General features: G+C 62.6%; 20 protein-coding genes. 9 read left to right on the top strand and 11 right to left on the bottom strand.

Features of this window, described 5'->3' with window-relative positions; translation table 11 throughout:
- On the top strand, positions 1 to 450 hold the full coding sequence (locus GO014_RS08910; RefSeq protein WP_116587553.1) for an NfeD family protein: 450 nt from the start codon (positions 1 to 3) through the stop codon (positions 448 to 450).
- Positions 451 to 559: 109 nt separating this feature from the next.
- Entirely contained in the window at positions 560 to 1,825 is a 1,266-nt protein-coding gene (locus tag GO014_RS08915; protein ID WP_157290029.1) for an outer membrane beta-barrel protein, read from the top strand.
- A 9-nt stretch (positions 1,826 to 1,834) separates the two neighbouring features.
- Here the strand turns inward: GO014_RS08915 and galU are convergent, their stop codons facing one another.
- On the bottom strand, positions 1,835 to 2,719 hold the full coding sequence (galU, locus tag GO014_RS08920; protein ID WP_343030874.1) for a UTP--glucose-1-phosphate uridylyltransferase GalU: 885 nt from the start codon (positions 2,717 to 2,719) through the stop codon (positions 1,835 to 1,837).
- A gap of 110 nt (positions 2,720 to 2,829) precedes the next feature.
- Here galU and galE point away from each other — a divergent pair, with 110 nt between their 5' ends.
- The 3 genes from galE (at position 2,830) to GO014_RS08935 (ending at position 6,283) form a co-directional block, all read left to right on the top strand.
- Positions 2,830 to 3,816, top strand: coding sequence for a UDP-glucose 4-epimerase GalE (gene galE / locus GO014_RS08925; protein WP_116587550.1), 987 nt, complete (start codon positions 2,830 to 2,832; stop codon positions 3,814 to 3,816).
- A gap of 10 nt (positions 3,817 to 3,826) precedes the next feature.
- Positions 3,827 to 5,029, top strand: a complete 1,203-nt coding sequence (locus GO014_RS08930; RefSeq protein ID WP_157290031.1) for a lytic murein transglycosylase — start codon at positions 3,827 to 3,829, stop codon at positions 5,027 to 5,029.
- 75 nt (positions 5,030 to 5,104) lie between these two features.
- Positions 5,105 to 6,283 carry an SGNH/GDSL hydrolase family protein gene (locus GO014_RS08935; RefSeq protein ID WP_157290032.1) on the top strand — a complete coding sequence of 393 codons (1,179 nt, stop codon included), beginning with the start codon at positions 5,105 to 5,107 and terminating at the stop codon, positions 6,281 to 6,283.
- 231 nt (positions 6,284 to 6,514) lie between these two features.
- On the opposite strand, the gene GO014_RS08940 is transcribed toward GO014_RS08935, so the two are convergent.
- The 6 genes from GO014_RS08940 to rsmI all read right to left on the bottom strand — a co-directional run bounded on the left by GO014_RS08940 (position 6,515) and on the right by rsmI (position 9,905).
- Positions 6,515 to 7,141 carry a MarC family protein gene (locus GO014_RS08940; RefSeq protein WP_157290033.1) on the bottom strand — a complete coding sequence of 209 codons (627 nt, stop codon included), beginning with the start codon at positions 7,139 to 7,141 and terminating at the stop codon, positions 6,515 to 6,517.
- Between the two features lie 58 nt (positions 7,142 to 7,199).
- Positions 7,200 to 7,397 (bottom strand): DUF2283 domain-containing protein, encoded by a 198-nt coding sequence (locus tag GO014_RS08945; protein ID WP_157290034.1) that lies wholly within the window; start codon positions 7,395 to 7,397, stop codon positions 7,200 to 7,202.
- Positions 7,394 to 7,648 (bottom strand): DUF4258 domain-containing protein, encoded by a 255-nt coding sequence (locus GO014_RS08950; RefSeq protein ID WP_157290035.1) that lies wholly within the window; start codon positions 7,646 to 7,648, stop codon positions 7,394 to 7,396. Before GO014_RS08950 ends, GO014_RS08945 begins: the two co-directional genes overlap by 4 nt.
- Positions 7,649 to 7,709: 61 nt before the next feature.
- Positions 7,710 to 8,654 (bottom strand): glutathione synthase, encoded by a 945-nt coding sequence (gene gshB, locus GO014_RS08955; protein WP_157290358.1) that lies wholly within the window; start codon positions 8,652 to 8,654, stop codon positions 7,710 to 7,712.
- Between the two features lie 8 nt (positions 8,655 to 8,662).
- A complete protein-coding gene (locus tag GO014_RS08960) occupies positions 8,663 to 9,049 on the bottom strand; it encodes a YraN family protein (RefSeq protein ID WP_157290036.1) in 387 nt (128 codons plus the stop codon).
- Positions 9,018 to 9,905, bottom strand: coding sequence for a 16S rRNA (cytidine(1402)-2'-O)-methyltransferase (rsmI, locus tag GO014_RS08965; protein WP_157290037.1), 888 nt, complete (start codon positions 9,903 to 9,905; stop codon positions 9,018 to 9,020). Before rsmI ends, GO014_RS08960 begins: the two co-directional genes overlap by 32 nt.
- 130 nt (positions 9,906 to 10,035) lie before the next feature.
- Between rsmI and GO014_RS08970 the strand changes: the two genes are divergently transcribed.
- Positions 10,036 to 11,220, top strand: a complete 1,185-nt coding sequence (locus GO014_RS08970) for a penicillin-binding protein activator (protein ID WP_157290038.1) — start codon at positions 10,036 to 10,038, stop codon at positions 11,218 to 11,220.
- Here the strand turns inward: GO014_RS08970 and pncA are convergent.
- Together pncA and pabB are read right to left on the bottom strand one after the other, a co-directional pair.
- Positions 11,217 to 11,852 (bottom strand): bifunctional nicotinamidase/pyrazinamidase, encoded by a 636-nt coding sequence (gene pncA / locus GO014_RS08975; protein ID WP_157290039.1) that lies wholly within the window; start codon positions 11,850 to 11,852, stop codon positions 11,217 to 11,219. The genes GO014_RS08970 and pncA overlap by 4 nt on opposite strands.
- Positions 11,849 to 13,633: an aminodeoxychorismate synthase component I gene (gene pabB, locus GO014_RS08980; RefSeq protein WP_179952948.1), complete on the bottom strand. Its 1,785-nt coding sequence runs from the start codon at positions 13,631 to 13,633 to the stop codon at positions 11,849 to 11,851. Before pabB ends, pncA begins: the two co-directional genes overlap by 4 nt.
- A gap of 243 nt (positions 13,634 to 13,876) precedes the next feature.
- Here pabB and dnaK point away from each other — a divergent pair, with 243 nt between their 5' ends.
- The 3 genes from dnaK to GO014_RS08995 all read left to right on the top strand — a co-directional run bounded on the left by dnaK (position 13,877) and on the right by GO014_RS08995 (position 18,237).
- Positions 13,877 to 15,793, top strand: a complete 1,917-nt coding sequence (gene dnaK / locus GO014_RS08985; protein ID WP_157290041.1) for a molecular chaperone DnaK — start codon at positions 13,877 to 13,879, stop codon at positions 15,791 to 15,793.
- 302 nt (positions 15,794 to 16,095) lie between these two features.
- Entirely contained in the window at positions 16,096 to 17,235 is a 1,140-nt protein-coding gene (gene dnaJ / locus GO014_RS08990) for a molecular chaperone DnaJ (RefSeq protein ID WP_157290042.1), read from the top strand.
- Between the two features lie 147 nt (positions 17,236 to 17,382).
- The gene (locus GO014_RS08995) at positions 17,383 to 18,237 is read left to right on the top strand and encodes a glycosyltransferase (protein WP_157290043.1); all 855 of its coding nucleotides are present in this window, start codon (positions 17,383 to 17,385) and stop codon (positions 18,235 to 18,237) included.
- Here GO014_RS08995 and GO014_RS09000 read toward each other — a convergent pair.
- Positions 18,234 to 18,443, bottom strand: coding sequence for a hypothetical protein (locus GO014_RS09000; protein ID WP_157290044.1), 210 nt, complete (start codon positions 18,441 to 18,443; stop codon positions 18,234 to 18,236). The genes GO014_RS08995 and GO014_RS09000 overlap by 4 nt on opposite strands.
- Before the next feature lie 69 nt (positions 18,444 to 18,512).
- Positions 18,513 to 18,920: a VOC family protein gene (locus GO014_RS09005; protein ID WP_157290045.1), complete on the bottom strand. Its 408-nt coding sequence runs from the start codon at positions 18,918 to 18,920 to the stop codon at positions 18,513 to 18,515.
- Between the last annotated feature and the right edge of the window lie 105 nt (positions 18,921 to 19,025).

Genomic DNA, 19,025 nt, shown 5'->3' on the forward strand with positions numbered 1-19,025 from the left:
ATGGAGATCGTCAATTTCCTGGTCGAAAACGGACCCTGGAGCTGGATCGTGGCCGGGCTGGTCCTGCTGGCCCTCGAGCTGGTGCTGCCCGGCGGCTTCCTGCTCTGGATGGGCATTGCCGGCATTCTGACCGGCATCGTCACTCTGTTCCAGCCGCTGGCCTGGCCGCTGCAATGGTTGGTCTTCGGGGTGCTTTCGCTGGTTTCCATCTATGCCTGGGTGCGACTGACCAGAAATCGCGCCACGCAGACCGACCGGCCCTTGCTCAACCAGCGCACCGAGCATTTCATGGGGCGTGAAGTGGTGCTCGATCAACCCATTGTCGACGGCTTCGGGCGCCTGACCATGGGCGATACCAAATGGCGCGTGAGCGGCCCCGACCTTCCCGCCGGGCAGCGCGTGCGCATCATTGGCGCCGATGGTGCGGTGCTGAAAGTCGAGCCGGCCTAGGCACTATCCCGCAAGGTTTCATTAACCACAAAATGCAAAGATCGGGACCCGGCCCCATGGGCCTGATCCGGCTTGCCCATGCCTGCCGGCTTGATCTGCGGAGCGGGACTTGGCCCGGCACGACCTGACAGCGTTGCGAGTGTTGCTGGCCAGCACAGTTCTGGCCGGTCCGGCGCTGGCTGATCCCCTGATCATTGATGAAACCAGCCTGCGCGAAGACCGGCTGGCACCCGGCCTCTATCCTTCGGCGCCGGTGCCGGAGGAATTTGCGGTACCGAACGAGCCGGGGCATCCGCCGCTCGAAATCGACTGGTCGCTTGGCCTCAAGGGCAGTTACAGCAATACCACCAGCGGCGAGCGCTTCCTCACCACGCTCAATCCGGCAGTCTCGGCGACCCGCCAGGGTATGCGCACTGATCTTGTGCTGGAGGGCGATGCCGAGCTGGCCCGCGACACCGACGGCACACTGGGCGTCACCCGGCTTGATCTTGATTTTTCCGCCACCACCCGGCTTGATCGCGACACCACGGCCAGCGGCGGAGCCAGCCTGAGCCTGTCGCGTGATCTGCCGTCGGCGCCCGGGCTCGATCCAGTCATCATCGAACCGCCCCTCAGCGTCTCCGGCCAGCTTGATGGCGGTATTGACCGGCAGTTCGGCAAGTTCAATCTGGGGCTTGATGGCGCCATCGCCCGCACCGTTTATGGACCCACCACGCGCAGCGATAGCGGCGTCTCCGACAATTCAGGCCGCAATGTCTGGGAGGGCGACGCAACGCTGCGCCTCGGCCTGCAAGTCACCCCAATCATCGAGGTTTTCACCGAAGCCGGGCTGGGCCGTGACTGGTATGACGGAACCGGGGCAGGCGGGGTCAAGGCCGATGCCACCAGCCGCACCTTGCGGGCGGGCCTTGCCGGACAGTGGAACGGTCTCCTCTCGGCCAGCGCATCGGTGGGCATCGGCCAGCAGGATTTTGACAATGGAAACCTGAGCGACATCACCACGCGGCTTTATGACGCCAGCATCACCTATTCGCCCGACCCCACGCTGAACCTGACGGCCGCCCTGGCCACCACGGTGGAGCCCACGGGCACGGACAGCACAGGCACGGCCAGGGTCGCCCATACCGCCACGGCGAGCCTCGACTACACCGTCAATTCCTGGTTGCGCCTGCGTGCATCAGCCGACTGGGCCCGATCCTGGCTCGAAGGCAGCACGGAAACTGAACAGCGTCATGGCGCCGGCATCGGCGCGGACTACAAGGTCAATGCCCATACCGCCGTTTCGGCCGATTATGGCTATGCGCATCGCGACAACAGTGCGAGCGGGGTGCTCGAGAGCCACACCGTCAGCCTTGGCGTGACGGTGCGACGCTGACCGAAACGGCTAGAGCTGGTCTTCCAGATCGAGCTTGCGCAATTCCTCAACAAAGCCGGGGCGGATGTCGGGGCGGTCCAGGGCAAAGACCACATTGGCGGTCAGAAAGCCCAGCTTGGAGCCGCAATCAAACACCTTGCCCTCATACTTCACCCCGGTGAAGCGTTGCTGGCCCATCAGGGTCTGCATGGCGTCAGTGAGCTGGATTTCATCGCCAGCCCCGCGGGTCTGCTCGGCCAGCAGGTCAAAGATTTCGGGCTGCAGGATGTAGCGGCCGGAGATGAACAGGTTTGAGGGCGCCTCGTCGCGATTGGGCTTTTCCACCATGCCATTGATGGCAAAGCCCTCGTCCGGCCCATCGCCGCGCACCACCACACCATAGGAGGACACATCCTCCCAGGCGCATTCCTCCACGCCGATGATATTGCCGGCGCGTTCCTCATAGGCGTCCATCATCTGCTTGAGAACGCCCGGCTTGGCCTTGAAGATCATGTCCGGCAGCAGCAGGGCAAAGGGTTGATCGCCCACAATGTCACGGGCGCACCAGACTGCATGGCCCAGGCCAAGCGGCTCCTGCTGGCGGGTAAAGCTGGTGCGGCCCGCCGACGGCAGGTCCTGTTGCAAGTCCTCAAGCGCCTCGGTCTTGCCGCGGCTTTCCAGCGTCGCCTCGAGTTCGAACTGGCGGTCGAAATGGTCCTCGATAACGCCCTTGTTGCGGCCGGTGACGAAGACGAAGTGCTCGATGCCGGCCTCGCGGGCCTCGTCCACCGCATATTGGATCAGCGGCCGGTCCACGACCGTCAGCATTTCCTTGGGCATGGCCTTGGTTGCTGGCAGAAAGCGGGTTCCCAGACCTGCGACGGGAAAGACGGCTGTACGGACACGTTTGGACACGCGATGCTCTCCTGAGTGGCATTCGAAGGGTAGTCGGCGTAAAGCTAAATCAACATCTGCCACATAATGTTGCAACCAAATAGCGTTGTGATGCCGGGAGTTAGCGATAAATGACAGTATTGGTTACCGGGGGCGCCGGCTATATCGGGAGCCATATGGTGCTCAATCTGGCCGATGCGGGCGAAAAAATCGTCGTGCTGGACAATCTGGTCACCGGCTTCGACTGGGCGATTGACGGGCGCGCGATTTTCGAAACCGGCGATGCCGGGGACACCGAGCATGTGCTTGGATTGATCGAAAAGCATGCCATTACCGAGATCATTCATTTTGCCGGGTCGATCGTGGTGCCCGAATCGGTGGTCAACCCGCTGAAATATTACGGCAACAACACTGCCACCTCGCGCAATCTGATCGAAGCGGCTGTCAAGGGCGGGGTAAAGCACTTCATTTTCTCCTCCACCGCCGCTGTTTACGGCATGACCGGGCTGGATCCGGTGGTGGAAGAGACCCCTCTCAATCCGATGTCACCCTACGGCCGGTCCAAGCTGATGACCGAGTGGATGCTGGCCGATGTGGCGGCGGCCCATGACATCACCTATGGCGTGTTGCGCTATTTCAATGTGGCTGGGGCCGACCCGCAGAAGCGCTCGGGTCAGTCCACACCCGAGGCCACCCATCTGATCAAGGTTGCCTGCCAGGCGGCGCTGGGACAGCGCGAAAAGATGGACATTTTCGGCACCGATTATGAAACGCCCGACGGCACCTGCGTGCGTGACTATATCCATGTCACCGACCTGATTGCCGCCCATGCGCTGCTGCTCAAGCATCTGCGCGGCGGGGGCGAGAGCACCACGCTCAATTGCGCCTATGGCAGGGGCTATTCGGTGCGCGAGGTGGTGGACACGGTGCGCAAGGTCTCCGGAGTCGATTTCCGCGCCGATGAAGGCCCGCGCCGCGCTGGCGACCCGGCCTCGATCACCGCCACGGGCGAAAAGGTGCGGCAAATGCTGGGCTGGGTGCCGCAGCATGACGACCTTGAGGAAATCGTCGATACCGCCTTCAACTGGGAGCGGCATCTGATGACCCGCAATCGCTAGGAGAAGCGCGATGCTCACCCGGCTGGTGGTTCTGACCTGGCTGGCGCTGATGGTGCCGGTTCACGCCCAGCCGACGGAGCGTTTTGAGGCGTTCCTGGGCGATTTTCGCAGCGAAGCGGTTGCAGCAGGCGTCAATGGCGTTTTCTATGACAGCATAATATCGGGCTTGACCCCCGATCCGCGGGTGCCCAACCTGGTTGAGACGCAGCCCGAATTCACCACCCCGATTTGGGACTATCTCGATAGCCGGATCTCCTCTGGTCGCATCGAGCGCGGCAAAACCGCCATGGCGCGCCAGGCAGAACTGTTTGCGGCAGTGAGCCAGGCCTATGGTGTCGACCCCTATGTGCTCGGCGCCATCTGGGGCATGGAAACCGATTACGGTGCCGTGCTGTCCAATGACAATCTGATCCGGCCCATTGTGCGCTCGCTGGCCACCGTCGCCTGGCAGCGGCGCAGCCGGTTTGTCGAGGACAAGGCCGATTTCATCGCTGCGCTGAAACTGGCAGCGGCCAATGGCGGGGTGTCGCCGGTGGGCTCCTGGGCCGGGGCGATGGGGCATTTGCAGGTCAACCCATCCAATGTGCTGGCGCATGGCACCGACGGGGATGGCGACGGCCGTGTCGACCTGCACGCTTCCCTCGCCGATGCCCTGGTCACCAGCGCGATCTATCTGCGCCGGCTGGGCTACCAGCCTGGGCTCGATTGGGGTTTTGAGGTTGTGGTGCCGGACAGTTTCGACTATCTGCTGGCGAGCCGCGAGCAATTGCGGCCCATATCCTTCTTTGCCGAGCGTGGCATTGTCCGCGTGTCCAACCGGCAGTTTGCCGATCTGTCCACTCCGGTCTTTCTCTATGTGCCGGCCGGCCGGAGTGGCCCGAAATTCCTGATGACCGCCAATTATCTGGTGTTCAAGGGCTATAATTTCTCCGACAGCTACGCCATGGCGGTGGCGCATCTGACCGACCGGCTCAAGGGCGGCGGGCCGTTCGTCACGCCATGGCCGCGCAATACGCAATTTCCCGATCTGGCGCAGCGCCAAGCCATTCAGCAGGCGCTGAAACAATTAGGCCATTATGACGGGGCGGTGGATGGCCGCATCGGCCCGATCACCCAGGCGGCCTATGCCAGGTTCCAGGCGCAGCGCGGCGAGATTGCCGATGGCTTCGTCACCCGCGCCGCCTTTGAGTCCTTAAGCGCCGCGGTGAGGTAACGGGGTGGCGAGCGGCGTGGTCAGGACCGGGCGCTGGTGGTAAAAGGCGGCAATCGCAGCTTTGCGGAAATGGGTATGAAACGGTTCGTCCTGTGTCTCCTGGTGAGTTTCGTCATCCTGGCCGATTTCGGCCCGGCCTGGGCGCAGCCGCTCACGGAAGACCGCATGCTGGTAGCCCAGGCCGAGCAGCCGCGCCGCCGCACATTGTTCGATCTGCTGTTTGGCGAAGAGCCAGCACCCGCCCCGCAGGTGCGCCAGACCCCGCCACGCCAGCAGGCCGAGCCAGCACCGGCCGCTGCCCTGCCGCCACCCAAACCCGCCATCGACAAGGCAGAGGACGCCACGCGCCTGGCCGTATTCGGCGATTCGCTGGCCATTGACCTGGCCAAGGCGCTGGAGCGCTTTTACGCCGAAGATCCCAACCTGATCGTTGTCGGGCAGGGGGTCAGTTCATCCGGCTTCGTACGGGATGATTATTTCGACTGGAATGCGGCCCTGGCCGAACAGCTTGCAGCGGACAGCTTCGATCTGGCGGTGGTGATCATCGGCATCAATGACAATCAGGCTCTCAACACCGGCGGCCAATCCTACGAGCCGCTGAGCGAGGGCTGGACCAGTGCCTATCAGGCCCGGCTCAACAGGTTTCTCGAGCAGTTGCGGGCGGAGCGCAAACCAGTGATCTGGATGGGCATGCCACCCATGTCGCGTAGCCAGTATTCGGCGGCGATCAGCCAGATCAGCGCCTTGCACCGGCTGGCAGCATTTTCCGGGGGCGCTGAGTATCTCGATATTTTTGATCGCTTCGCCGATGAGGAGGGGAAATACACCTCCCACGGTCCAGATGTGAACGGGCAGAATGCGCGCATGCGCAAGGATGACGGCATCCATTTTTCTGCGGCCGGCTCGGACAAGCTGGCCTTCTATATCAGCCAGGCGATGCGCAGCTTTTATCGCGGGGGCCGGGTGAGCGTGGCCGTGGTCGATCCGCTGCAAGGGACCGATGCAGCAACCTTGCTGCGCCCGCCCTTCCAGGGTCTGGGGCAGATCCGGCTGCTAGAAGTGGCCGGAACGGTGATGCCGCTGGGCCGGGCGCCGAAACGGGCCGGCGAACTGCTGACGGCCGGTGCTCCGATCAGCGCCCCTGCCGCATTTCCGCTTGAGAAGCTGTTTGAGGCACCGGTCGGCCGTGTCGATGCCTTCGGTGTTGGTGTGTCACCGCAGAGCGAAGCCGAACCACTGAACAGCGCGCGCTAGAGCGTGGCGGTGATCGGGGTGAGCATTTCGGAGCGGACGACACCGGTTCCGGCCACGCTTGTGGCCATGATGGCGAAAATCAGCAAAGCCAGGGCAGCAGCAAGACGCATATGGAATAATCCCTGTCCGTAGAACTGCGCTATTCCTGCGTCCGGATGCGTCACGGTGCAATCACAGCGTTAAGACTTGCTTAACGTCGACAATTTTCAGCAAATTTGCGGCATTGGCCGCTCAGCCGCCCAACAGGCCACTGGCCTTGATGCCATCGAAGACAAATTGCACCGCGAGAGCGGCGAGCAGAATACCGACAACGCGGGACACCACCGACAGACCGGTGAGGCCGAGCAGGCGCTGGATCGGGATGGCAATGAGAAGGGTCAGCCAGCACAAGGCCAGGATCACCACGATGGCCGCCAGCACCAGCCAAAATTCGAGATCGGTGGTTGCGCCGGTGGTCAAAAGGATAACGGCGGAGATTGCACCGGGTCCGGCCATCAGCGGCATGGCCAGAGGAAACACTGAAATATCCTGGCTCTGGCGCGCTTCGCGTTCTTCTTCGTCCGTCGTCCCGGTGCCGCCCGAATGGCGGGCAAATACCATGTCGATGGCGATCAGCAGCAGGAGCACGCCGCCGGCGGTGCGCAGGGCGGGAATGGTGATGCCGAACACATCGAGAATGGCATTGCCGAGCACGGCGAAGAACAACAGGATCGCCAGCGCGATCAACACGCCGCGCGTGGCAAAGGTGCGGCGCTGGGCCGGGCTGTTGTCCTTGGTCAGAGCGGCAAAGATGAAGGCGATATCGGCCACACCAACGGTGGCGAACAGCGTGGCGAATGCGACGAGAAAGGTGTTCATGCAAGCTCCCCAGCCCAGGCGACAGCACTAGGGCATTTTGCTGGCTTGAGCAAATGTGTCAGGCGGCTTCAACCAGCATGTCGGGGGACAATTGTTTACGGGCCTGCAGCACTTCCATGCCAACAATGTGCCGCTCTTTGTCATAGTCGAGGACAATGCCGGGCGAGACTTCTTCACTCTCTTCGACCAGGCCGGAAGAGAAGCGAATATAGGCGGCATCCGCCTCCGGGTCATACGCCACTGTCGGCTTGTTCATTTTGGCCTCGCACGGCGATCCAGAAACACAGATGCTATACGGAAATTGACGGGCGTTTCCACTGCGGCAACACGAAGATAGCGGCCATCACGTTCCGGAACGGCGCCAAAGTAACGAACTACGGCCGGGTCGATGCGGTCCGGTTCAATCCACTGCGGTTCGCGAAGAACTCTTTCGACCGAGGCGGGATTCAGGCCACGGTCAAGCAACACGGTGTTTGCATGATCTGTGTAGACGACCGGCTTTAACATCGATTCGGCCTCCTGTTTCGATGTCGTTCAACAGGTGAATGGTTGCCGGAACAAACCGGCGCTACGCCCGCCGCTTCTCGATCGCGTCCCAGATCAGAACGGCAATGTCCGGGCCGCCGAAGCGCTTGATTTCGCGGATACCGGTGGGGGAGGTGACGTTGATCTCGGTGAGATAGCCGCCGATCACGTCAATGCCAACAAAGATCATGTCCCGCTCCTTGAGCGCCGGGGCGATAGCAGCGCAGATTTCCTGTTCGCGCTCGGTGAGCGGAGAGAGTTCCGGGCGTCCGCCGACATGCATGTTGGAGCGTGCCTCGCCGTCGGCCGGGATGCGATTAAGGCCCATGACCGGTTCGCCATCGATGATGATGATGCGCTTGTCGCCCTGGCGCACATCGGGGAGGTAGCGCTGCACCATGAAGGGTTCGCGATAGTTCTGCTCGAACAATTCGAGCAGGCTGGCCAGATTGTGGTCGCCTTCCTGGATGAAGAACACGCCGGCCCCGCCATTTCCGTAAAGCGGCTTGACGATGATATTGCCGTGCTCGCGCCGGAAGGCCTGGATTTCGGACCGGTCGCGCGTCACCAGCGTCGGCGGCATCAGCTCGGGGAAATCGGTGACGAGGATCTTTTCGGGGGCATTGCGCACCGCGGCGGGCGGGTTGACCACCAGGGTCTTGGGATGGATGCGCTCGAGCAGATGGGTGAGCGTGATATAGTTCATGTCGAAGGGCGGGTCCTGGCGCATCAGCACCACGTCCTGGGTGGAAAGATCCACCCGCGCCGCTTCGCCCAGGGTGAAGTGCCTGCCTTTTTCTGCGTCGGTCACCGTGATCGGCTGGGCCAGCGCGCTCACCACATCGCCCTTGAGCGAGAGCGTATCGGGTGTGTAATGCAGCAGCTCATGCCCGCGCGCCTGCGCCTCGAGCATCATGGCGAAGGTCGAATCGCCGGTCGGGTTGATGGTTGCGACATGGTCCATCTGGACGGCGACTTTAAGCGACATGGTCATTCTCACGCTGCAGGAAAGGCGTTGATGAGATGGCGTGGCCAGCGACCCGGTGCAAGCAGAATCACGTCGAAACGCAAATCCTTGCCGCTTTCCGCCGGGTGTCGGACGAGCCAATATTGCGCGGCACGCGTGATCCGCTGACGGTTGATGGCGGCATGGGTAAGATATTCGTCAGCGTCCCGGGCGCGTGCCTTGACCTCGACAAAGGCGATAGTGCCACTCTTTTCGACCACTAGGTCGATTTCGCCCACTGGCGTTTTGAAGCGACGGTCGCGCAACCGATAGAATTTGAATTGCAGGAACAGCGCCGCCAGCGCTTCGCCGCGATGACCGCGGCGCTCGGCCTTGACCCGCTTCCTACTGGGCGTTCTTGAGGGCGAGCGCGGCATCGTAAACTTCCTTGCGCTTGAGGCTGAAGCGCGCGGCAATCTCATCGACCGCGGCGCGCAGCGGTTGCTCAGACATGGCTTCGACCAATGCCGCCTGCCAATCAGCGGTGTCGGGCGCGGCGGGTTCGGCGGCGCCCGCCACGACAATGACGGCTTCGCCCTTGGTGCTCTCCTCGCTGAATTGGCCGGCCAATTCGGCGAGCGGGCCCCGGAAGGTGCGCTCGAAGCGCTTGGTCAATTCAAGCGAGACGGCGGCCTGCCGGTTGCCCAGCACATCGCGCATGCTGGCTAGGCAGGCGGCGAGGCGCCTGGGCGATTCATAGAACACCAGCGTTTCACGTGAATCCTTGAGTTTTTCAAGTGCATTGGTCCGAGCGCCCGCCTTGGGCGGCAGGAAGCCGTGAAAGGTGAAGGCGTCGGTGGGCAGGCCGACCACCACCAGCGCCGAGAGCAGCGCCGAAGCACCGGGGATGGGAAAGACCGGGAGGGTCTGTTCGGCCAGCGTCCGGATCAGCGGAAAACCGGGGTCGGAGAGCAGGGGGGTGCCCGCATCGGAAATCAGGGCAATGGCCGCTCCCGCCGCCACGCGCGATGCGATCGCCTCTGCCTTGTCGCGCTCATTGTGCTCGTGCAGCGCCTGGCGCCGGCCCTTGATGCCGTAATGGTCGAGCAGTTTGGCCGAGGTGCGCGTATCTTCGCACAGCACCAGCTCGGCGGCGGCCAGGGTTTCCAGCGCCCGCAGGGTGATGTCGCGCAGGTTGCCGATGGGGGTGGCGACGACATAAAGGCCCGGCGCCAGGGGCGGGGCTTCGAACCTGGTGCCGGCGATGAAATAGTCCCTTTGCGCCTCACTCATCGCCTGCCCCCTACGCGTCTCAAACTTTGGTTAACCATATGCGGCGACCTTGTTAACACATTGTGAGCATTTGCAGCGGCATCGGATGAAAATGGAGGACAAGGGAGCAAGATGGAGCCGCCGGGCGGTCATGGCAGGCCTCGCCTCGGCGCTGGCCGCCTGTTCTCCGGGCGGTCTGCAATGGGGGTCGCGCTCCTTCTCGCTGCCCTGGGCGGGTGATGGCGCCAACACTGGCGGCCTGCCCCCGATCGCCAGTGCGCCAAAGGAACAGTTCGGGCGCGGTCGCGTCAATGTCGCGCTCTTGCTTCCGCTCTCGGGCAATGCGGCGCTGAGCCAATTGGGCACGGCGCTGGCCAATGCGGCAAAGCTCGCTATTCAGTTTATCGAGGCCAATCCCAATATCGGGGAGAACATCACCATTTCGCTGCGCGACACTGGCGACAGCGCGGCAGGGGCGACCAGCGCCGCCAATGCCGCCGTGGCCGAAGGCGTCAAGCTGATCCTGGGGCCGGTGACGGCCGAACAGGTGAGCGCCGCCGGCCAGGTGGCGCGGACGGCCAATGTTCCGCTGATCGGATTTGCCAATAACAGCGCGGTCGCGATGCCGGGCGTCTATGTGCTCAACATATTGCCCGAGACCGAAATGAAGCGCGCAGTGCGCTATCTGCGCGACCAGGGGCGGCGCGGGCCGGCGGGCATCTTCCCGGCAACGCCCTATGGCGAGGCGCTGGCCACGGCCTTCCGGCAACAGGCCATCGCCGCCGGATTCAATCCCGGCGCGGTCTATACCTTCTCCGCTATCAGCGAAGCCCAGCAGATCATGGACCAGGCCAAGCCGCTGGTTGAACGCGGAGCGATCGATGCGCTCGTCATGCCCGACCGGGCCAGCGCCCCAGCCTTTGCCAGCCTGTTGGCACAGGCTGGCGCCACCACTGAAACGGTGCAATTGGTCGGCTCGGCCGATTGGGCCAATGATCCCGCCTTGCTGGGCAATCCGGCACTGGCCGGGGCGATCTTTCCGGCTGTGGACGAGGCCGGGCTCAATGCCATTCGCGCCGATTATGCAGCTCGTTTTGGGACCAATCCGCCGCAAATGGCGACCATTGTCTATACCGCCACCATCCTGGCCAATGTGAACACCCTTTCGCTGGCCACCCCGCCTTACGAATCAAGCCTGCTCACCAACCCCGCCGGTTTTGCGGGCCGCGACGGATTGTTCCGGCTTCACGCCAATGGGCGGAGCGATTATGCGCTGGTGATCAGGCAGATCAATGCGGGTGGGGCGACGCGCACCGTGGATGGGGCGAAGCTCTAGCCAAGAATGTCCCGGCTCGGGATGCGGCTGACCCCTGCCGCTTCCATATCGGCCCAGGCCTGTTCCAGAGACCCATTGGCATCGATGGCGCGGGTGGCGTCTTCGATGACGGTGACGTCAAAGCCCCCGGCGGCGCCGTCCAGCGCCGTCCAGGCGACGCAGAAATCCGTCGCCAGTCCGACCACGAACAACCGTCCTACATCGCGTTCGCTGAGATAGCCGGCCAGACCGGTCAGCGTTTCCCGGTCCGCCTCCTGGAAACCGGAATAGCTGTCGATCGCCTTGTTATAGCCCTTGCGGATGATGAGCTGGGCATGGGGGATATTGAGATCCCGGCTCAGCTCGGCCCCCCTGGTCTGCCACACACAATGGTCTGGCCAGAGCACCTGGGTGCCATAGTCGAGCTCGATCGTCTCGAAGGGCGCCTTGCCTTCATGCTGGCTGGCAAAGGAAATATGGTCGGCCGGGTGCCAGTCCTGGGTGAACACGACATTGCGGAACCGGGTCGCCAGCTTGTTGACCAGCGGCACGATTTCATCGCCTCCCGCCACCGCCAGGCTTCCGCCAGGCAGGAAATCATATTGCACATCGACAACGACGAGCACGTCCTGGGGTGTAACGGCGATGGTCATGCGTCGGGGTTCTCCAGCTCTATCCATTCGGCCCGGACCAGCCCGCGCACCGAATTGCCCAGCCAGATTGCATCGGCGGCGCGCAAATCGGCAAGCCCAAGCACGCGCTCTTCTGCCTTGCCGGTGGCGAGCAGCTCGGCGCGCAGCGTGCCGGGCAGCACGCCAGAGCTCAGCGGCGGGGTGAAGAGTCCACCCTCGCGCTCGACGAAGACATTGGTGAACGAGCCTTCGGTCACTTCTCCGCGTTCATTGGTGAACACCAGCTCATCCAAGCCATGCGCCTCATGCGCCCGCTGGCGCGGCACATCATAAAAGGCACGATTGGTGGTCTTGTGCGCCAGCCAGATACTCGCAGACTCCAACGCCTCTTTGGCAATGGTGAAGCGGAATTTGTCCGGGATTGGCGGCAGGGGCATGGCGCCGAGGTCGAAACCGTCGTCGGACAGGGTCAACCGCACCCGCATGGGTCCGGTCCAGTCCAGCGCATGCGCTGCCAGGCAGGCCAGGGCATCCTCGCGCGTCGCCATCAGGTTGAAATAGGTCGCCGACGCCATCAGGCGATCAAGATGCCGCTCCAACAGCTCATAGCCTTGGTCCGGCGTCCATTTGAAGGTTTCGATCAGCGTGACCGGCGGGGCGGGGTCGGACAGGAAAGTCAATTTGAGCAGTGCCTCCTCATATTCATCGCGCGCCGCCGAATCAGCGACAATACCGCCGCCAATGCCAATTTCGCCGCGGCCCTGGCTGTCGATCACCGCGGTGCGGATCGCCACGTTGAAGGCAAAATCGCCGGTCGGGGCGAGATAACCGATAGAGCCGGTATAAAGCCCACGCGGGGCCTGTTCGAGCTCATGGATGATTTCCATGGCCCGCAATTTGGGCGCGCCGGTGATCGAACCGCAGGGAAAGAGATTTTCCAGCACCTCGAAGAAGCCCACACCCGGGCGCATTTGCGCCTTTATCCCCGAGGTCATGGTGTGGAGGCTGCGATAGGTCTCCACGGTAAAGAGGTCCGTCACCTCAACCGAGCCGGTTCGGGCAATGCGCCCCAGATCGTTGCGCAGCAGGTCAACGATCATCAGGTTTTCCGCGCGGTTTTTTTCATCGGCGGCCAGGGCGGCCCGACCGGCCGCGTCTTCGGCAAGGGTTCGCCCGCGCCGGCGCGTGCCCTTCATCGGCCGGGCGCTGAGCTCATCGGCAACCAAGGAAACAAAAAGCTCGGGCGAGCGGGACAGCACCTGGTGATCCCCGGCATCGAGATAGGCGCCAAAAGCGGTCTGCTGGCTCTGCGCCAGGCGGCGATAGAGGCCCAGCGCATGCCCCTCAAGCGTGAAGCGGGCCTTGAAGGTCAAATTGACCTGGTAGCTGTCGCCGGCGGCAATCAGCGCCTTGACCCGCTCGAAGGCTTTTTCATAGTCCGCAAAGCTGGGAACGGGGCGGACCGAGATGGCCCGGCCATCGGGCGCCTCGGCCAGAAGCTGCCGCACCTGGTCGGCTCCGGGCCGCTGTGGTCCTTCGTAGAGTCCGAACCAGAGCAGCGGGGTCTTGCTGCACGCGGGGAGCAACGCCTCCAGCCGCTCCTCGAAAATATAGCCCAGTTCATAGGCCAGGTAGCCGGCGGCCCACAGCCCGTCCCGGCCGGCCTCGGCGATCCGTGTCAGGGCGGCCCTGGCTTCCGCGGCTGAATGGGCGACCAGCACCTCGCGCGGGGCACTGAACAGCAGGTTCTGGCCATCAGAGCTCAGATTGTCATGCAGCAAGAGGGTGCCGGGCGTCATCATGTTGCGCTCATAGGCTGTTTGTTCGCCTGGGGGAATCATCCAATGCAGGCCGGTGCATTATCGGGGAAGCGGGAAATTCCCCAATACGCGCGCTTGAAGCGTTCATGACACCCCCCTATATACGCCCCGAGGCCCCGCAAGGGGCGACTTCACAACCTATGAGGGACCCCGGCCCATCGGGCCAGGAAGCTGCTTTCCTTGAGAGGGCTTTAATCGCGGGTTCGCTGAGAAAGAGGCAGAGTAATGGCTAAAGTCATCGGTATCGACCTGGGTACCACCAATAGCTGCGTTGCCGTCATGGACGGCACCAACCCCAAGGTGATCGAGAACGCTGAGGGCGCCCGGACCACCCCGTCCATGGTCGCCTTTTCCAAGGATGGCGAGCGTCTCGTCGGCCAGCCGGCCAAGCGCCAGGCCGTCACCAATCCGGAAAATACCCTGTTTGCCGTCAAGCGCCTGATCGGCCGCCGCTATGAGGACAAGACCGTCGAGAAGGACAAGGGTCTGGTTCCCTACAAGATCATCAAGGCCGACAATGGCGACGCGTGGGTGGAAGCCTCGGGCGACAAGTACTCGCCCTCGCAGATTTCCGCCATGGTGCTGCAGAAGATGAAAGAAACCGCCGAGAGCTATCTCGGTGAGACCGTCACGCAGGCTGTCATCACCGTTCCGGCCTATTTCAACGACAGCCAGCGCCAGGCGACCAAGGACGCTGGCAAGATCGCCGGCCTTGAAGTGCTGCGCATCATCAACGAACCGACCGCGGCGGCGCTGGCCTATGGTCTGGACAAGAAGAACTCGGGCACCATCGCGGTCTATGACCTTGGCGGCGGTACCTTCGACGTCTCTATCCTCGAGATCGGCGACGGCGTGTTCGAGGTGAAGTCCACCAATGGCGACACCTTCCTGGGTGGTGAAGACTTCGACATGCGTCTGGTCGACTATCTGGCCGACGAGTTCAAGAAGGAGCAGGGTATCGACCTGCGCAGCGACAAGCTCGCCTTGCAGCGTCTCAAGGAAGCTGCCGAAAAGGCCAAGATCGAACTCTCGAGCTCAACCCAGACCGAAATCAACCTGCCCTTCATCACCGCCGACTCCTCGGGCCCGAAGCACCTGACCCTCAAGCTCAGCCGCTCCAAGCTCGAATCGCTGGTGGAAGACCTGATCACCCGCACCATCGAGCCGTGCAAGCAGGCCATGAAGGATGCTGGTGTTTCGGCCAGCCAGATCGACGAGGTTGTGCTGGTGGGCGGCATGAGCCGCATGCCCAAGGTGCAGGAAGCGGTCAAGCAGCTGTTCGGCAAGGAGCCGCACAAGGGCGTGAACCCGGACGAAGTGGTGGCGCTGGGCGCCGCCATTCAGGGCGGCGTGCTGCAGGGCGATGTCAAGGACGTGCTGCTGCTCGACGTGACCCCGCTCTCGCTGGGCATTGAAACCCTGGGTGGCGTGTTCACCCGCCTGATCGACCGCAACACCACCATCCCGACCAAGAAGAGCCAGACCTTCTCGACCGCCGAGGACAATCAGAACGCGGTGACCATCCGCGTCTTCCAGGGCGAGCGTGAAATGGCGGCCGACAACAAGCTGTTGGGTAATTTCGACCTGGCCGGCATTCCGCCCGCACCCCGTGGCGTGCCGCAGATCGAGGTGACCTTCGACATCGACGCCAACGGCATCGTCAATGTGTCGGCCAAGGACAAGGGCACCGGCAAGGAACAGCAGATCCGCATCCAGGCCTCGGGTGGTCTTTCGGACGCCGATATCGAGCAGATGGTCAAGGACGCCGAGGCCAATGCCGAGGCGGACAAGAAGAAGCGCGAGGCCGTGGAAGCCAAGAACCAGGGCGAATCGCTGGTCCACTCGACCGAAAAGTCGTTGGCCGATTATGGCGACAAGGTTTCCGCCGAGGACAAGGCCGCCATCGAGACCGCCATTGCCGATCTCAAATCGGTGCTGGAAGGCGACGATGCCGAAGCCATCAAGGAAAAGACCGCAACCCTGGCGGAAGCCTCGATGAAGCTGGGCGAGGCCATGTACAAGGCCAGCCAGGCCGAAGCCGAAGCCAAGGCCAATGGCACCGATGATGATGGCGATGACGACGTGGTCGACGCCGACTTCGAAGAGGTCAAGGACGGCGACGACGACAAGAAGTCGGCGTAAGCTTGCACTGAACGAATAGTTCAAAGCCCCGGTGGAGACACCGGGGCTGTTTTGTTCTGATATCATTCGCTCGCTGGCTCCATGGCCTTCCTTGTCGGCCAAGTTCGGTCCGCCGGCCGAATTCGCCGTTTGGGCACGCCTCAAAGTTTCACGTGAATCCAGTGCGGTTGATCCATCCCGTTCCCCTTGCTAAGAGGCGCACGCCTGCCCATATGCGGGTTTGAGCGCCGGCCTAGCCGGCCTTTCTTCATTGCAATCCAGCGCGACGACCAGACCGGCGCGACCGACAAAGAGAGTTCAACTTGGCCAAACGCGATTTCTATGAGGTGCTTGGCTGCCAGAAGGGTGCCGATGATGGCGCTCTCAAGAGCGCCTATCGCAAGCTCGCCATGCAGTTTCACCCCGACCGCAATCCGGGCAATGAAGACGCCGAGCACAAGTTCAAGGAAATCAACGAGGCCTACGACACCCTCAAGGATCCGCAAAAGCGCGCGGCCTATGACCGGTTTGGCCATGCCGCCTTTGAAAATGGCGGCGGGCCGCGTGGTGGTCCGGGCTTCGGGCCGGAATTCGCCTCCTCCATGTCCGACATCTTCGAAGACATCTTCGGCGATTTCATGGGCGGTGGTGCCGGCCGGCGGGGCGGTGGCGGCGCGGCGCGCATGCGCGGCTCGGATCTGCGCTACAATCTCGAAATCACGCTCGAAGAGAGCTTTGAAGGGCGCACCGTCGAGATCGACGTGCCGACCCTGGCCACCTGCGAAACCTGCGACGGGGCAGGGGCCAAGCCGGGTACCGGCACCCATACCTGCCGGCAGTGCAATGGCCATGGCAAGGTGCGCGCCGCCCAGGGCTTCTTCACTATCGAGCGCACTTGCCCGGTCTGCCAGGGCCGCGGCCAGATGATGGATCAACCCTGCACCGATTGCGGTGGCCAGGGCCGGCGGCAGCAAAATCGCAAGCTCAGCGTCGACGTGCCCCAGGGCATCGAGGACGGCACCCGCATCCGCTTGGCCAATGAGGGCGAAGCCGGGGTACGCGGCGGTCCGCCGGGCGATCTTTACATTTTCGTCTCGATCAAGCCGCACCAATTGTTCCAGCGCGATGGCGCCGATCTGTATGCGCGCGTGCCCATCTCGATGACCACCGCCGCTTTGGGTGGCGAGTTCGAGGTGCCCACGCTGGACAATGCCCGCGCCAAGGTGAAAGTGCCGGCCGGCACCCAGCCGGGCCAGCGTGTCCGCCTCAAGGGCAAGGGCATGCCGGTGCTGCGGAGCAAGGATGTCGGCGATCTCTATGTGCAGCTCGACATCGAGACACCGCAAAATCTGAGCCGCAAGCAGCGCGAACTGCTCGAGGAATTTGCCCGGCTCGAAACCGGCGAAACCAGCCCGACATCGGACGGTTTCTTCGACAAGCTCAAGAAAATGTTTGAGGCTTGAGCCCGACCGCTGCGCGGCCAAATCGCGCCAGTGGCGCGATTTCCCGGCTCAAGGCTCGAAGAGCTATGCTCGCACGGCACGAAATCGCCGCGCACCTGATGGCCCGCCGGTCCGCGCGCATCCGTCACAGGTCTGGGGGACCAAGCCGTGCATGACATTGTCCTGACCTTTGACGACAATTTCTGGGGCCCGGCCTATGCGACCATGCGATCGCTTTGCCTGACCAGCACCGACCCCACCGCGCTGCGTTTCCATGTCTTTCACACCGGGCTCAAGTCGGACAATCTGGCGATCATCCAATCCATTGCCGATGACTATGGCGCCGCGCTGCATCTGACCGATCTCCAGCAAAGCGACATTCTGGGCGCCCGGATTGCCGCCTTCCCGCGCATTCGCATGAAGCGGCTCAATCCGATCGTCTATGTGCGCCTGTTCCTCAGTGAATTGCTGCCGGCCGGGACGAAACGGGCGCTCTATATCGACGCTGACACCTTTGTCCGCAATCCGATCGAAAAGCTTTTCGCCATCGATATGCAGGGCAAGGTGATTGCCGCCGTGTTGCAGCCGGACCGCATGCATTGCGTTGCCGGGCGCGACCTTTCGGCCCGGTCGAGTCTTTCCATGGCCGAGCCCTATTATAATGCCGGGGTGATGCTGATTGATCTCGAGCGCTATGCAGCGGTCGACTTCATCGCCGGCCTCAAGGGGCTTCCGGCAGCCGAACTTGAGCAGTTCTACTACGATCAGGACATTCTCAATTACGTCCTTAAAGGGCAGTTCCTCGAGCTTGACCCACGCTGGAACATGCAGAATCCCGAGCCGGCGCATGAAGTGTTCGACCCGCACATCCTGCATTATTCATCCGACAGCCGCCCCTGGTGGCCCTGGGCGCGCGTGGCCTTCAAGCAGACCTATCGGCACCTGATGACCAACGCGCATTATTATCGCTACCAGCGCGAGCAATATTGGCGGCTGCTTCGGCGGTTGTTGCGGCTGGGTTAGGGCAGGCGGCGCTCGGCGGCCTGCAGCTCGCCGACAAGATCGGCAATGGCGGTTTCTGCCGCCGCCTCGATATCCTCCAGCGCCGTGCCGTAGGGCACTTCCAGACCCAGCCGCTTGGATGGATCGTCGTCCCAGACAAAGGACACAAAGCTCTTTTTCTGCGCGATGTCGTGGCTGAGATGGGTGATGGTCATCGTCTTGGCCATGGCGATTGTCCTCTTCGACTGGCGGGGCCGGGGCGACCCATCGCGGCCGCACCCGTAGGCTCTGGACGATTATTCGGACGGGAACTTGGTCATGTCCATCCAGACATATTCCCATATGTGGCCGTCGATATCGGCAATGGCGCGCGAATACATGAAGCCGTAATCATCCGGATCGCGCTGTTCGGTGCCGCCGGCCTTGAGCCCGGCCTCGGCAATGGCGTCCACCTCTTCGCGGCTATCGCGCGAGAGGGCATAGAGAGCGCCGATCTGGCTTGTTGCGTCGGGAACGGGCTGTTTGGAAAAGCTCTCGAACTTCTCATGGGTGAGAAGCATCACATAGATGGTGTCGCTGATGACGATGGAGGCCGCCGTTTCATCGGTGAACTGCGGATTGTGCTCAAAACCCAGCGCCTTGTAATAGGCCATGGCGGCAGCCAGATCGCGCACGGGCACGTTGATGAAGATCGAGGTGGTCATCGGGTTTCTCCCTGGAACATTGTGTCGGACAGACAGGAGCACATGCCCCCGCCAATTCACTTGCACCAACGAACCGGTCACGTCACTTTCGACATTCTTGATTAT

It is taken from the genome of Devosia marina (assembly GCF_009758415.1).
GTDB classification, from domain to species: domain Bacteria; phylum Pseudomonadota; class Alphaproteobacteria; order Rhizobiales; family Devosiaceae; genus Devosia; species Devosia marina.